The sequence below is a fragment of the Allobosea sp. 10N428 genome (assembly GCF_056394545.1).
In genome coordinates, this window is the sequence record NZ_JBFTIC010000007.1 from 94,732 (window position 1) to 109,067 (window position 14,336).

Annotated in this window: 15 protein-coding genes; 5 read left to right on the top strand and 10 right to left on the bottom strand. The window is 66.1% G+C overall.

Annotation, left to right across the window (positions count from 1 at the left end):
• Positions 1 to 171: 171 nt before the first annotated feature.
• Together AC1DDA_RS20575 and eutC are read left to right on the top strand one after the other, a co-directional pair.
• The gene (locus AC1DDA_RS20575; protein ID WP_476797168.1) at positions 172 to 1,560 is read left to right on the top strand and encodes an ethanolamine ammonia-lyase subunit EutB; all 1,389 of its coding nucleotides are present in this window, start codon (positions 172 to 174) and stop codon (positions 1,558 to 1,560) included.
• Positions 1,557 to 2,324, top strand: a complete 768-nt coding sequence (gene eutC / locus AC1DDA_RS20580; protein WP_476797169.1) for an ethanolamine ammonia-lyase subunit EutC — start codon at positions 1,557 to 1,559, stop codon at positions 2,322 to 2,324. The genes AC1DDA_RS20575 and eutC overlap by 4 nt, the downstream gene beginning before the upstream one ends.
• Positions 2,325 to 2,396: 72 nt before the next feature.
• Here the strand turns inward: eutC and AC1DDA_RS20585 are convergent, their stop codons facing one another.
• From AC1DDA_RS20585 to AC1DDA_RS20600, 4 genes are all read right to left on the bottom strand, one after another.
• Positions 2,397 to 3,461 carry a phosphotransferase family protein gene (locus tag AC1DDA_RS20585; protein ID WP_476797170.1) on the bottom strand — a complete coding sequence of 355 codons (1,065 nt, stop codon included), beginning with the start codon at positions 3,459 to 3,461 and terminating at the stop codon, positions 2,397 to 2,399.
• A 9-nt stretch (positions 3,462 to 3,470) separates the two neighbouring features.
• Entirely contained in the window at positions 3,471 to 4,688 is a 1,218-nt protein-coding gene (locus AC1DDA_RS20590; protein ID WP_476797171.1) for an acyl-CoA dehydrogenase family protein, read from the bottom strand.
• Positions 4,689 to 4,696: 8 nt separating this feature from the next.
• Complete coding sequence (locus AC1DDA_RS20595; RefSeq protein WP_476797172.1) at positions 4,697 to 5,443, bottom strand: SDR family NAD(P)-dependent oxidoreductase; 747 nt, start codon at positions 5,441 to 5,443, stop codon at positions 4,697 to 4,699.
• A 130-nt stretch (positions 5,444 to 5,573) separates the two neighbouring features.
• Positions 5,574 to 5,780: a CsbD family protein gene (locus tag AC1DDA_RS20600; RefSeq protein ID WP_441509961.1), complete on the bottom strand. Its 207-nt coding sequence runs from the start codon at positions 5,778 to 5,780 to the stop codon at positions 5,574 to 5,576.
• A gap of 158 nt (positions 5,781 to 5,938) precedes the next feature.
• On the opposite strand from AC1DDA_RS20600, the gene AC1DDA_RS20605 reads away from it, so the two are divergent.
• Positions 5,939 to 6,274 carry a GIY-YIG nuclease family protein gene (locus AC1DDA_RS20605; RefSeq protein WP_441509962.1) on the top strand — a complete coding sequence of 112 codons (336 nt, stop codon included), beginning with the start codon at positions 5,939 to 5,941 and terminating at the stop codon, positions 6,272 to 6,274.
• 198 nt (positions 6,275 to 6,472) lie between these two features.
• Here the strand turns inward: AC1DDA_RS20605 and lepA are convergent, their stop codons facing one another.
• A complete protein-coding gene (gene lepA / locus AC1DDA_RS20610) occupies positions 6,473 to 8,278 on the bottom strand; it encodes a translation elongation factor 4 (protein ID WP_476780112.1) in 1,806 nt (601 codons plus the stop codon).
• Between the two features lie 249 nt (positions 8,279 to 8,527).
• Here lepA and AC1DDA_RS20615 point away from each other — a divergent pair, with 249 nt between their 5' ends.
• Positions 8,528 to 9,127 carry a helix-turn-helix domain-containing protein gene (locus tag AC1DDA_RS20615; protein ID WP_476797173.1) on the top strand — a complete coding sequence of 200 codons (600 nt, stop codon included), beginning with the start codon at positions 8,528 to 8,530 and terminating at the stop codon, positions 9,125 to 9,127.
• Positions 9,124 to 9,660, top strand: coding sequence for an N-acetyltransferase family protein (locus AC1DDA_RS20620; protein WP_476797174.1), 537 nt, complete (start codon positions 9,124 to 9,126; stop codon positions 9,658 to 9,660). Before AC1DDA_RS20615 ends, AC1DDA_RS20620 begins: the two co-directional genes overlap by 4 nt.
• 16 nt (positions 9,661 to 9,676) lie before the next feature.
• Here AC1DDA_RS20620 and AC1DDA_RS20625 read toward each other — a convergent pair whose 3' ends face one another.
• From AC1DDA_RS20625 to hrcA, 5 genes are all read right to left on the bottom strand, one after another.
• Complete coding sequence (locus AC1DDA_RS20625) at positions 9,677 to 10,042, bottom strand: hypothetical protein (protein ID WP_476797175.1); 366 nt, start codon at positions 10,040 to 10,042, stop codon at positions 9,677 to 9,679.
• Positions 10,043 to 10,104: 62 nt separating this feature from the next.
• On the bottom strand, positions 10,105 to 11,370 hold the full coding sequence (locus tag AC1DDA_RS20630; protein WP_476797176.1) for an N-acetylmuramidase domain-containing protein: 1,266 nt from the start codon (positions 11,368 to 11,370) through the stop codon (positions 10,105 to 10,107).
• A gap of 14 nt (positions 11,371 to 11,384) precedes the next feature.
• Complete coding sequence (locus AC1DDA_RS20635; RefSeq protein WP_476797177.1) at positions 11,385 to 12,593, bottom strand: C40 family peptidase; 1,209 nt, start codon at positions 12,591 to 12,593, stop codon at positions 11,385 to 11,387.
• A gap of 148 nt (positions 12,594 to 12,741) precedes the next feature.
• Positions 12,742 to 12,996 carry a DUF3297 family protein gene (locus AC1DDA_RS20640; RefSeq protein WP_441509970.1) on the bottom strand — a complete coding sequence of 85 codons (255 nt, stop codon included), beginning with the start codon at positions 12,994 to 12,996 and terminating at the stop codon, positions 12,742 to 12,744.
• A 150-nt stretch (positions 12,997 to 13,146) separates the two neighbouring features.
• The gene (gene hrcA / locus AC1DDA_RS20645) at positions 13,147 to 14,232 is read right to left on the bottom strand and encodes a heat-inducible transcriptional repressor HrcA (RefSeq protein WP_441509971.1); all 1,086 of its coding nucleotides are present in this window, start codon (positions 14,230 to 14,232) and stop codon (positions 13,147 to 13,149) included.
• Between the last annotated feature and the right edge of the window lie 104 nt (positions 14,233 to 14,336).

Genomic DNA, 14,336 nt, shown 5'->3' on the forward strand with positions numbered 1-14,336 from the left:
TCGATCACGGAACATTGCCCCCCAAGAGCATCGCGCGCTCGCTGAGACCCGGATTTCCACCCAGGCGCAGGGGGCCGACGAGGCTTTTGCCGGACGGCACGATTTGTGCTGGAAATTGCATCGCTCATGATCGGCCCGCCCAGGCCGGCGGCAGCGGAAAGGATAGGATCCGTGCCCTATCGCCATGTCATCGGCTCGCAGAGCTATGTCTTCGAGGATTTGCGCGACCTCATGGCCAAGGCCACGCCGCTGCGTTCGGGCGATCAGCTCGCCGGCCTCGCAGCTGCCTCCGCAGAAGAGGCCGTCGCTGCCCGCATGGCGCTGGCCGAGTTGCCGCTCAAGACCTTCCTCAGTGAAGTGCTGGTCCCCTACGAGACCGACGAGGTCACCCGCCTGATCCTCGACACGCATGACGCGGCGGCCTTCGCGCCCGTAGCAAGCCTGACGGTCGGCGACTTCCGCGACTGGCTGCTTTCGGACGAGGCGTCGAGCGAAGCATTGGCCCGGCTCGCCCGGGGCATCACGCCTGAAATGGCAGCGGCAGCCTCGAAGATCATGCGGCTGCAGGACCTGATCGCAGTCGCGCGCAAATGCCGGGTGGTGACCCGCTTCCGCAACACGATCGGCCTGCCCGGGACCATGGCCGTGCGGTTGCAACCGAACCACCCCACCGACGATCCGCGCGGCATCGCCGCCTCGATCATCGACGGGCTCTCCTATGGCTGCGGAGATGCCGTGATCGGCATCAACCCGGTTTCCGACAATCTCGGCGTGCTCTCGGACCTGCTCAAGCTGCTCGACGAGGTCATCCAGCGCTACGCCATCCCGACGCAGGGCTGCGTGCTGACCCATGTGACATCCTCGATCGAACTGATCGGGCGCGGCGCGCCGGTTGACCTCGTCTTCCAGTCCGTCGCCGGCACCGAAGCGGCCAATCGCTCCTTCGGCATCGATCTTTCCGTGCTGCGCGAGGGCTACGAGGCCGGGCTTTCGCTGAAGCGCGGCACGCTCGGGCAGAACCTCATGTATTTCGAGACCGGCCAGGGCTCGGCGCTTTCGGCGGAGGCTCATCACGGCGTCGATCAGCAGACGCTGGAGGCGCGCGCCTATGCGGTCTGCCGTGCCTTCGATCCCCTGCTGGTCAACACCGTCGTCGGCTTCATCGGCCCGGAATATCTCTATGACGGCAAGCAGATCACCCGCGCCGGACTGGAGGACCATTTCTGCGGCAAGCTGCTCGGCCTGCCGCTGGGCTGCGACGTCTGCTACACCAACCATGCGGAGGCCGATCAGGACGATATGGACGCCCTGCTGACGCTGCTCGGTGCGGCCGGCGTCACCTACGTCATGGGCGTGCCCGGCGCCGACGACGTGATGCTGAACTATCAGTCGACCTCCTTCCACGACCAGCTCTACATCCGCGACGTCCTCGGATTGAAGCGCGCACCCGAATTCGAGCGCTGGCTCCGGGAGCAGGGCCTTACGGGGGCGGATGGCCGGCTGCTGGCCCAGGCTGGGGCACCGCGCCTGGTGACGTCTTTGGCGGAGATGGTGGCGTGAGCGCGCCCGATCCCTGGCGGCGGCTTTCCGCGCTGACGCCGGCGCGCATCGGCATCGGCCGCGCTGGTTCGGGCCTCGGCACGCACGAAACCCTGCGCTTCGCCCTCGCCCATGCGCGGGCTCGCGACGCCGTCCATGCCGAGCTCGATGCGGCCGTGGTCGCCGCCGAGCTGGCATCTCTGGGGCTTGCCTCCCTGCAGGTCGCCAGCCGGGCGGCCGGGCGCGCCTCCTATCTGCTGCGGCCCGATCTTGGCCGCAGTCTCGCCCCGGAAAGCCGCGCGGCGGTCGCGGCCAGCGGCCTTGCCGGCTGCGATATCGCGCTCGTCATCGCCGACGGCCTTTCGGCGCGGGCTGTGCAGGCTCATGCTGCGCCCTTCATCGCGGCTTTCCTCCCGCTGGCGGAACGCAGCAGCTGGTCGCTATCACCAGCCGTCATGGTCTCGCAGGGCCGGGTGGCCGTTGGCGACGAGATCGGCGAGCTCCTTGGCGCCAGGCTGACGCTGCTGCTGATCGGGGAGCGACCGGGCCTCTCCTGCCCCGACAGCCTGGGGCTCTACGTCACCTACGGTCCGCATCCTGGCCGCAACGACGGCGAACGCAACTGTGTCTCGAACATCCACGGCGCCGGCCTGTCGCCGATCGAAGCCGCCGGGCGGGCCGCCTGGTTGATCGAGGCTTCGCTGTCGCGGGCTCTCTCGGGCGTCGCGCTCAAGGACGAGAGCGCGGCCAGAACGAGCTCTCGCCTCGGCACCGACGCGCCCTGAACCCTGCCGTCGTGGCCGGGCTGGAACCGGCCATCTCGTGACCAGTGCGCTCTGGTCCAGAGTTTCTCGGGTCTACGCTTCGCTTCGCCCGAGAATGACGCCTGCCCCTTCGATGGCTTCGAGCGCCCGCCGCGCGAAGCGCTGTGCCAGCGGCGCGAAGTCGGCGGCATTGGCAGCCGCCGCCGTGCCGCTCCTGACACGGTCGGCGATGCCGACGAAGATCACGGCGAAGCGGAACAGCGCGAAAACGAGATGGAAGCGCGTGAGCGGAGCGGTCGGAACCGCATGCGCATAGTAATGCGCGAGGAACTCGGCCTCGCTGGGAATGCCGAGCGCCGCATGGTCGAGCCCGAGGATGCCGCCATACTCGTCCGGCGCGGTATGCCAGGGCATGGAGCAGTAGCCGAGATCGGCGAGCGGATGGCCGAGCGTCGAGAGCTCCCAGTCGAGGATCCCGATCACTTCGGGCTGCGTCGGATGGAAGAGCAGATTGCCGAGCCTGAAATCGCCATGGGCGATCGCGACCTGCCCGTCGTCATCAGGCAGATGCGTGGGCAGCCAGCCGGCCACCGTTTCCAGCTCGGCGATAACCTCGCCCCGTGACTCCCGCAGCTGCTTGGTCCAGCGCGCGATCTGGCGCTCGAAATAGTTTCCCGTTCTGCCGAAATCACCGAGACCGACATCATCGGGCCTGACGGCATGGAGCTTCGCCAGGGCCTCGGCCATGCCGAGATAGAGGCCGCGCCGTTCTGCCGGTGCGATACCGGGCAAGGCGCAATCGTGGAAGACGCGGCCGTCCAGCCGTTCCATCAGGTAAAAGGGCGTGCCGAGCGGTTCAGGTTCGGCGTGGAACAGCACGGCGCGGGGCACGGGCACTTCGGTCGATGCCAGGGCTTCGAGGACGCGATATTCCCGGTCGATCGCATGGGCGCCGCGCAGGATCGGCCCCGTCGGCTGCTTGCGCAGCACCAGCCGCCGCCTGCCGTGATCAACGAAATAGGTCGGGTTTGACTGGCCTCCGCCAATCCGCTCAAGCGATAGCGGAGCGCGGCCAAAGCACTCGTCGAGGAAACCTGCCAGTGCGGCGGGGTCGAAATCCGCTTTGCCGCCTGCAGCCTCGCCGCTCCCTCCGGTCATGGCGATGCCCTAGCCTCGTGCCTGCCCGGCGACGGGCCAGCGCCAGAAATCCCGGCCTTCCTCGGTGAGGAAGCGGTTCAGCACCATCTTGTGGACCTCGTCGGCGCCATCGACCAGCCGCGCCTGACGGGCATAGCGGTAGATCCACTCCAAGACGGTGTCCTTCGAATAGCCGCGCGCGCCATTGATCTGGATGGCGACATCGGCGGCATCGTGCAAGACATTGGCGACCTGAACCTTCGCCATCGAGACTTCCTTGCGGGCGAAGCCGCCGCGGTCGAGCTCCCAGGCGGCCTTCATCACCAGGATGCGGCCGATCTCGATGCGCATGGCGAGATCGCCGAGCTTGAGCTGGATGCTCTCGCGATCGGCGAGGCGCTGGCCGAAGCCGTAGCGCTCGGCAGCATAGGCCTGTGCGATCTCGATACAGCGCTTGGAAAGGCCGAGCCAGCGCATGCAATGGGTCAGGCGGGCCGGCCCGAGGCGAACCTGCGTCACCTTCATGCCCCTACCCTCGCCGCCGAGCACGTCTGCGACGGGAATCTCCAAGCCGTCGAATTCGATCTCGCAATGGCCGCCATGCTCCTCCGGCCCCATGATCTCGATGCGGCGCAGGATGCGCCAGCCCGGCTGATCGGCATGGAAGAGGAAGGCGGTGAGGCCGTTGCGCTGGTCGTCCGAGGTCCGGGCGACCAGGATGAAATGCTCTGCTTCCTCCGCGCCGGTGATGAACCATTTGCGGCCGCTGACGACGTAACGGTCGCCGCGGCGCTCGGCCCTGGTCAGGATCATCGAGGGGTCCGAGCCGCCCCCCGGATGCGGCTCGGTCATGGCGAAGGCCGAGCGGACCCTGCCCTCGACGATCGGCTTCAGCCAGCGCTCCTTCTGGTCGGGCGTGCCGAGCGCCTCCAGCACCATCATGTTGCCGTCGTCAGGGGCGGCCGAATTGAACACGACGGGGCCGAAGATCGAGCGGTTCATCTCCTCGTAAGCGACCGCCATGCCCATCTTGCCGAGCCCGGCTCCACCGGTCTCAGGCTTGAGCTGCAGGCACCAGAGCCCCTCGGCGCGTGCCTTCCCCCGGAGCGTCTGCAGCAGGGGCAGCGCGATGTTGCCATGAGCATCATAGGAGGCCCGGTCCGCTTCCAGCGGCATGATCTCACGCTCGACGAAGGAGGCGATGCGGACGCGGTAATCTTCGATGTGCGGGGAAATCTCGAAATCCATGGTCGTTCTCACAGCGACGAAACGAGATGGCCGCCATCGACCTCGATGGTCGCGCCGGTGATGTAGCTGCCCGCTGCCGAGGCGAGCAGCAGCAAGGCTCCGTCGAGCTCCTCCGGCCTGCCGAGCCTTCGCTGCGGGATGCGCTTGATCAGTTGCATGCCGGGTTCGGTCGCGAAGAAATCCCGGTTGATGTCGGTCTCGATATAGCCGGGGCAGAGCGCGTTGACGCGGATGCCGTCACGCGCCCATTCGAGCGCCAGCGCCTTGGTCAACTGGATCACGCCCGCCTTCGAGGCGGAATAGGCGCTGACGTTGCCGGCAACGCGATGACCGAGGATCGAAGCAATATTGACGATGCTGCCGCCCCGGCCGCTTTCGCGCATGCCGCGCGCGACGGCTTGGGCAACGAAGAAGACGCCCTTCAGATTGGTGTCGAGCACGGCATCCCAATCACCTTCGGAGAGATCCGCCGCCAGGCCCACCCCGCTCACGCCGGCATTGTTGATCAGGATGTCGAAATGCCGACCGGCGAGAGCTTCCACGATCGACGGGGTACTGGCCACGTCCAGCACCATGCTTTTCGAGATACCGCCTGCTTCGGCAATCTCCCCGCTCGCCTGATCCAGCGCCGATTGCCGACGCGCGGCCAGCGTGACCTCGACACCGTGGCGCGCGAGCAGCTTGGCGAAATGCAGCCCCAGCCCACCGGAGGCCCCCGTCACCAGGGCGCTTTTTCCTGAGAGATCCTCGAACATCCGGCATCCCATCTCGAACGCGGCCCAGTCTCGGCCGGCCGCGCGCTGCGATCAAGGCGCCCAAACGTCGAAGCCCGGCGCGATGCGCCGGGCTTCCTCGGTCCATTCATGCCCGGCCGACGGCCGTCGCTCACTGCCAGGTCTGGCGGCCGTACCAGGCGTCGACATCGCTGCGGGCCTTATCCTTGGCGATCCCGTAGCGCTCCTGGATCTTGCCCTCGAGCTGGTCGCGCTTACCGGCGATGACGTCGAGATCGTCATCGGTCAGCTGTCCCCACTGCTCCTTCACCTTGCCCTTGAGCTGCTTCCAGTTTCCTTCGACGCGGTTCCAGTCCATCGGGACCTCCTTAGGCGAGTGTGGATTCCCGGAAAGAACGCCTCAACGGCGCGATTGTTCACCTGGAATGCCACGGCGGTATAAATACCCGGATAAAATATTGCCTTATTAAAATCCGGGTATTATTTGTGTGCCATCAAACAGGACGGACTGCACCGATGCAGATGGCGGATAGGAAAGCGGCGACGGCCGCCTACAAGGAACGGAAGACGGTGGCGGGCATCTTCGCCCTCCGCTGTGAGGCGGCCGGGCTGACATGGGTCGGGCGGGCGCCCGATCTCACGACGATCGAGAACCGCCTGCGCTTCACGCTGCGCCATGGCAGCCACCGCCAGCGCTCCTTACAGGCGGCGTGGAACGCGCATGGCCCCGATGCCTTTCGCTTCGAGGCGCTGGAAAGGCTGGCGGACGAGGATATCGCCTATGTGCGGGATCGCGTGCTGAAGGAGCGTCTCGCCCATTGGCAGGCGAAGCTCGGCGCGGAAGCGCTCTAGCAGGTCAATTGCGGTCGTTGAGCGCTACCCTTGTCATTCCGGGGCGCGCCATGGCGCGAACCCGGAACCCACGACCGGGCGAGCCATCCCGCACCTCGTCATAAACCGTGACCCAGTCATGGCTTCCGGGCTCTTCGCTTCGCGAAGCCCCGGAATGACAGTGGTGGTTGTGACGAGGAACCGCGCGGCTGCGCCGGCTCAATCGTCCATTTTGAGGGCGGCGATGAAGGCTTCCTGCGGGATTTCGACCTTGCCGAACTGCCGCATCTTCTTCTTGCCTTCCTTCTGCTTCTCCAGAAGCTTGCGCTTGCGGGTGGCGTCGCCGCCATAGCATTTGGCGGTCACGTCCTTGCGCAGCGCGCGGATGGTCTCGCGGGCGATGATCTTACCCCCAATGGCAGCCTGCACCGGAATCTGGAACATGTGCGGCGGGATCAGCTCCTTGAGCTTCTCGCACATGGCGCGGCCGCGCGCATCGGCGCGCGAGCGGTGGACCAGCATCGAGAGCGCATCGACCGGCTCGGCATTGACCAGGATCGACATGCGCACGAGGTCGCCCTCGCGATAGTCGGTGATCTGGTAGTCGAAGGAGGCATAGCCCTTCGAGATTGACTTCAGCCGGTCGTAGAAGTCGAACACCACCTCGTTCAGCGGCAGGTCGTAGACGACCTTGGCCCGCGAGCCGACATAGTTGAGGTCGATCTGCAGGCCACGCCGGTCCTGGCACAGCTTCAGCACCGAGCCGAGATACTCGTCAGGCGTGAAGATCGTCGCCCTGATCCAGGGCTCCTCGATGAATTCGATCTTCATCACATCCGGCATGTCGGCCGGATTGTGCAGTTCCAGCGTCGTGCCGTCGCGCAGCTTGAGATGATAGACCACCGAGGGCGCGGTCGAGATCAGGTTGAGGTTGAACTCGCGCTCCAGCCGCTCCTGGATGATCTCCAGATGCAAAAGGCCGAGGAAGCCGCAGCGGAAGCCGAAGCCGAGCGCGGCCGAAGTCTCCATCTCGTAGGAGAACGAGGCATCGTTCAGCCGCAGCCGGCTCATCGCGGCGCGCAGCAATTCGAAATCGGCGGCGTCGACCGGGAAGATGCCGCAGAACACCACCGGCTGCACCGGCTTGAAGCCCGGCAGCGGCTCGGCGATCGGCTTCCTGTCGTCGGTAATGGTGTCGCCGACGGCGGTGTCCGCGACCTCCTTGATCGAGGCGGTGAAGAAGCCGACCTCGCCGGGGCCGAGTTCCTTGACCTCCTGCATCTTGGGTTTGAACACGCCGACGCGGTCGACGCCATAGGACGCCTTCGCCCGCATCATCCGAATCGTCATGTTCTTCTTGAGCACGCCGTCGATGACCCGCACGAGAACGACGACGCCGAGATAGGCGTCGTACCAGCTATCGACCAGCAGGCATTTCAGCGGCGCGTCGGGATCGCCCTTGGGCGCCGGCAGTTTCTGGACGATGGCCTCGAGCACGCCCTCGATATTGAGGCCGGTCTTGGCCGAAATCGGCACGGCCTCCGAGGCATCGAGCCCGATCACATCCTCGATCTGCTGCTTGATCCGCTCGGGGTCGGCGGCGGGCAGGTCGATCTTGTTGAGGACGGTGACGATCTCGTGGTTGGCGTCGAGCGCCTGATAGACGTTGGCGAGCGTCTGCGCCTCGACACCCTGCGAGGCGTCGACGACCAGCAGCGAACCCTCGCAGGCCGCCAGCGAACGCGAGACCTCATAGGCGAAATCGACGTGGCCGGGGGTGTCCATCAGATTGAGGACGTAATCCTTGCCGTCCTGCGCACGGTAGTCGAGCCGCACCGTCTGGGCCTTGATGGTGATGCCGCGCTCCTTCTCGATATCCATCGAGTCGAGGATCTGCTCGCTCATGTCGCGGGCGGCGACGGTGCCGGTCTGCTGGATCAGACGATCGGCCAGCGTCGACTTGCCGTGGTCGATATGCGCGACGATCGAGAAGTTGCGGATATTGTCGATGGTGCGGGTGCTCATGCGCGCGCCATAGCAGTGATGCGGGGTGGCGCCAAGCGGTTGACCTGTCCGAAGGTCGCTCCGGGGCGCTTTTCCCCGAGCCGCCTCGTCATCCCGCACGAAGCGAAAGCGGAGATCCGGGATCCATCGTAGCGCGACAGAAGCCTCCGGCAGGTCCCGGGTCAAACCCCGGATGGCGGAGGCTCCGTCGCGGACCCGTCTGAACGCACCCCCTTGCCAATTCCAATATATCAGAATTATTCTCTAATTATGGAATTCGAAAACGACATAGAGATCGACCGCCTGCTCGGGCTCCGGCTGAAAGCGGCACGCCAGCGCCATGGCCTGACGCTCGACGCCCTCGCTGAGCGTAGCGGCGTCAGCCGTGCCATGATCTCACGCGTCGAGCGCGGGGAATCGAGTCCGACGGCGGCGCTCCTTGTCCGGCTCGGCTCCGGGCTCGGCCTCTCGCTTTCGGCCTTGCTGGAAGAGCAAACAGGAACCGGCCCGCTCGCGCGCCGCGACGCCCAGCCGGTCTGGCGCGATCCTGCGAGCGGCTATCTGCGCCGCAATGTCTCGCCGCGCGGCACGGGCTCGGGCTTCGAGATCGTCGAGGTCGAATTGCCCGCAGGCGCGGAAGTGCGGCTCGACAGCGCTACCGGCGCTCCGGCGCTCGATCAGCAGGTCTGGGTGCTCCGGGGCCGGCTCGACCTGACGGTCGAAGGCGTCCGCCACGAGCTCGCCGAGGGCGACTGCCTGCAGATGCATCTGCGCGGCGCGATCATCTACCGCAATCCGGGCATCGCGCCCGCTCGTTACACCGTCATCCTCGCCGCCAGAAGCGGCACCTTTCCGGGACATACCGCATGAACGCGACCACGCTCACCGTCGCCGTCGAAACGCTCGATGCCGGCGCTATCGAGGCAGCCATTCCCGCGCTTGCCGAAATCCTGCGCGACTGCGTCGCCAATGGCGCCTCCGTCGGCTTCATGGATTGGAACACTCTGGCGGATTATGAGCGCTTCTGGCGCGATGTCGCAGCCGGCGTCGCAAGCCGGCAGGTCATCCTGTTCGTTGCACGAACTGCCGGGGGCCTCGTCGGCACGGCGCAACTGCATCTGATCGGCAAGCCGAACCAGCCGCACCGGGCGGAGATCGCCAAGGTGCTGGTGCATTCACATGCGCGCCGACAAGGCATCGGCGAAGCGCTGATGCGACGTGCCGAGGCGGCGGCGCGGGACATGGGTCGCAATCTGCTCGTGCTCGACACCGACGAACATGGTGCCGCGCGCCGGCTCTACAACCGCCTCGGCTGGACGGAGGTCGGCACCATCCCGCGCTTTGCGCTGATGCCCGGCGGGGCCGATTGCGGATCGACCTTCTTCTACAAGGATCTGCGCTGAGGGGGCTCTTGCGAGGTCAGCTCTTGCGGATCCTGCGCAGCACCACGGTCGGGCCGGCCTGCTTGCCGGTGCTGCAGGAAACCTCGGCGATGTCAGCGAACTGGCCGGCTTTGAACGTGCAATCCCGCGGGTGGCCGAACATGCGTCTGCCGCTGCAGTGAACGACGAAGGCGTTGACCTTGGCGCTTGCGGTGCCCCCTATCTGGGAGCCGCTGCCTGTCAGCATGCATTCGGCATAACCAACGCGGATCGTTTCCCGCAGCATCACCTCTTGGCCGACGACATCGATCGCCAGGCCGAGATGACCTTCGCGCTCAACGACGAGAACCCAGTCGCCTTTGAGATCGGAAAGGGCGGGCGCCGCGGCGAGGGGCCCGATCACGGCGAAAACGGCACCGCAGACGGCGATGCCGCGACATGCCACATGCACCGATCTGCCTAGCATCATCCCCTCCAGTGCTCGACCGGTGCGAAGACCGCACGGGACGGTGAGTTCCTCTCGAAGCCCTTGCGGCGGTCGGCGACGCGCTCCTCCGCAATTCCCGCGATACTGCGAAACAGAAACAATCCCGCCCCGACGGCCGCCGCCGGAACGAGGCCAGCGGACCCGAGATATGGCAGGGCGCCGACAGCGAAGTCGCCGAGAGATTTCGCAACATCGCCAGCTCCGGACCCCGGCATGAAAATGGCTTTGAAAATGCCTTCGACCGATTGACCTATGCCGGGGATCGTTCCCAGCCCGCCGACGACACCGGCTGCGCCGACACCGATCGCGGCCTTGCGGTTGTTGTCGGCGGCCACGATGGCAGGCACGCCATCCTCATACAGATCTCCCGGCGTCGCCTGCGCTCGCGCCCGCGCGATCGGCATCGGCAACCCGCCCGCGAGAGCCAGCAAGGTCGCATCGTCGGGCTGTCCCGTCGCCGACAGGCCATTCTGCATCTGGAAGGCGAAGAGGGCGCCGGAGGTGATTGGACCGAAGAGACCGTCGATCTTGCCCACCGAATAGCCCAGACGGGCAAGGTGCTCCTGCACGCGTTCCATCTCGGTCCGCCCGCGCGTGACCGAAGGGGAGAGGACCGTGGCGGCGGCACCGGGCATGCGCAACCGCGCCGCCCAGGCCCCGTAGGCTGTTTCCAGCCGCGTGTCGTAGCGGTTCGCGGCGTAGCCCTTGCCATTATAGCGATACGCGAAACCGGCCCAGTCGCGGCTCCGCAAGGCCCGCGTCATCGCGGGATTCATCGCGATGAAGCGCAGCATCGCCTCGATCTGCGCGGTCACGCCCGTTGCCATACTCGCGACCATATCGGTGGCCGAGGCGTAGCCCAGCGCGACCGCGTTGAAGCCCATGATCTGGCCGAGGCCCCAAGACGCCGAGCGATTGGCGAGCTCCTCGTGAATCGCCCGGGCTCGCTGCAGCACACTCAGACGGCCCGCACGCCCCTGATCGGCGTATTGAGAGGAGCGTTGCCAGCTCGGGATGGCGAGGCCCTCCGCTTCCGCCCGCGCCAGCAGCGATGGCGCAGCCTCGCGCAGCAGCCGATGGAAGACATGCTTCTCGAACAGGAAGACGGGAGTGGCGCCGTCGGCCTCGAAGGCGCGACCATTGCTCTCGACCTCGACGACGGCGAGAGCTACGGCCGGCTCCAGCCCCTGTGTCTGGGCCAGCCGCGTGATCTCGTTGACGATGTCCTGCGTGAAATCGACCATAGGCTCCCCCTCGATCAGTAACGCAGATTCGCGCCCGTCCGGTGTTCGTCGACGCGCTGGGCGGTGGTCGCCTGAGCATTGCGCCAGAGCATGACGGCAAGCGCGATCAATATGATCCAGACTCCGCCCCTGGCGCCCAGAAGGACCGGCAGGATCGTGGGCAGGGAGCTCCCCGCCTCATCGGCAAGGGCCGCAGGCATGACCCAGTCCGTCACCGAGGAGGATTGCATGACCTGCGTTGCGGCTGCTTCGGCCTTGGTGGCCAACTGACCGGTCTTCTCGAAGAGACCGGTGCGCGCATCCGTCAGCCCCAATACGCCGAACAGCGCGGTCGCGAGCGCGAGCCAGCGCCCGCGGTCGGTCAGCGCGATCGTCTGCGAGCCCTCCCGCTTCAGCTCCCGCGCCGTCTCGTTGCGCCGCTCCGGCCAGAGCGGCATCGGCTCCCCGTTCTGGAGCTGGAACCAGGTCCAGGCATCGACGATGCCCGTCGGCGGGATGCCGTTGGCCTGCTGGAAGGAGAAGACGGCCGTCATTGTCCGCAGCCCGTAATCGCCATCCTCGGTCCCGGGCGGATAGCCTTGCTTGTTCAGCAGCTTCTGGACGGCCTCGACCTTGTCGATGAAATCTGGATTGACGCCAGGACCGAGGGGCAGAAACTCGGGGAGGCCTTGCCCTCCATCGATCGCGCCGAGCACCCCGCGTTGCTCGTTCTCCAAAGCCTCCGTCGTGATCTGCTCGCCGGGGACGCCGAGCTGCAGAATGTTCGGCAGGAGGCCGCTGGCCGCAACCGGCACCCGCTCGGTTGGCCACCGAAAACCAAGCAGCCGGGACTTCGAATAGCTGGAGACCGTGACGCTATCCCTCTGATTGCCGCCAAGCACGAACAAGTGCTCGTCATCCTCGCGCAGGAAAAAGCCGACATGACCATAGGAGCTGTTCGCCTCGTTGCGAGAGAGGACGACGATGCAGCCTTCGCGTGGCTCTTCGAGCTTCGCACCGAGGTTGAGATAGCTGCGGGCCATCAGCGAGCGGCTCGACGCGTAGCCGGAAAGCACGAGGCAGGCACCGACGAAAGCCGCACACCACGCCTGTTCGTCGCTGCGGACCTGACCGTGCCCCGACAGGCGGAACATCTCCAAGATCCGCGGTTCCGCGGCTGCGCCCTTGTATTCGGAGATGCCTCGGAGGGTGTTCGCAATCAGCAACCAAGGAGACAGCATCATCGCCTCACGCAACCATTGGTTGCATGATCAATGCATATGCGCCTCCTCAACGCAATGCCGTAGCGGCAACTGCGTTAATGCGAGCGGCTCACGAGAGCGCCGGCCACTGCCCGGCGCCTCGCCTCCTCAGCCGTATGGGAACCTTCCGTCAGCCCTCGGCCTGAGCCGCGCCGCGGATATAGGGCTCGACGGGCCCCTTGAGCGTGATCGTCATCGGGCGGCCGAAGCGGTCCTTGGCGGCGCCGGCCGCGACCTTCACCCAGCCTTCGGAGACGCAATATTCCTCGACATTGGTCTTCTCGACGCCTTTGAAGCGGATGCCGATGTCGCGCGCCAGCACCTCGGCGTCGTAAAACGGGCTGTCCGGGTTGACGGAGAGGCGGTCGGGAAGCTGGTCTGACATGGCTCTGGCCTTGGATGTTCGGGCGCGAACAGGTCGCTTTCGCGCGCAGAGGTAGCCTCATCCGCGCCGGAAGCCAAATCCGTCTTCAAAAGTCCAGAGCAGGAGCATTGCGAAAAAACGGTTCTCACTTCTTTGCACCCTGCTCTCGCCTCAACGCTCGCCGTCGAGCAGGCTGCCGACCACCTTGGCGGTGTAGTCGACCATCGGGACGATGCGGGCATAGTTCAAGCGCGTCGGGCCGATGATGCCGACGACGCCGACGATGCGCTGCTCGGCATCGCGGAAGGGCGCCGCCACCATCGAGGAGCCCGACATCGAGAACAGCTTGTTCTCCGAGCCGATGAAGATGCGCACGCCATCGCCATCCTCCGCCCGCGACAGAAGATCGATCATGTCGGTCTGGGTCTCGAGATCGCCAAAGAGCAGGCGGATGCGCTCGAGGTCCTCCTGCGCCTTCAGATCCTCGAGCAGGTTGGCCTGGCCACGGACGATCAGATGGCGGTCGCTGCTCGGGCCCGACGAGGTGGCGATGCCGTTCTCGACGAGGCGCGCAGTCAGCGCATCGAGCTCGCGCTCCATCTGCGAGCGCTGGGTCGCGATCTCGCCCCGCAGCTCGGCGAGCGTCTTGCCGATGATGCGGGCGTTGAGGAAGTTCGCCGCCTCGCTCAGCGCCGAGGCCGGCAGGCCGGGCGGCAACGCCAGCAGGCGGTTCTCGACCGTGCCATCGTCCGCGACCAGAACGACCAACGCACGGGCGGGATCGAGCCGGACGAACTCGATGTGCTTGAGCCTCGGATCGGCCTTGGTGGTGACGACGACGCCGGCGCCGCGCGACAGGCCGGAGAGGAGCGCCGAGGCTTCGGTCAGCGTCTGGTCGAGGCTGCGGTTCGTTGCGGCAGCCCTGATCTGCGCCTCGATGCGCTTGCGCTCGTCGGAGGTGAGATTGCCGACCTCCATCATCGCATCGACGAAGAAGCGCAGGCCTCTTTCTGTCGGAAGTCGCCCCGCAGAGGTATGCGGCGCGTAGATCAGCCCGGCCAGCTCCAGATCGGTCATGACGTTGCGCACCGTCGCGGGCGAGAGCGACATCGGCAGCAGGCGGGCAATGTTGCGCGAGCCGACCGGCTCGCCGGTCGCCAGGAAGCCGTCGACGATCTGGCGGAAGATCTCGCGCGAGCGCTGATCGGTCTCGACCAGGCTGCTGATCGTCTCGGGGCGGGGCGTATGGGCGCTCATGAACCTTTACGGGCGAACCGTTCCTCCATCCTATTGTCGTCATGCGATGCGCATGGATCAAGGGGCGGAAAGGCTCCTGCCTTGCCGTACCGGGCGGGAGAGCC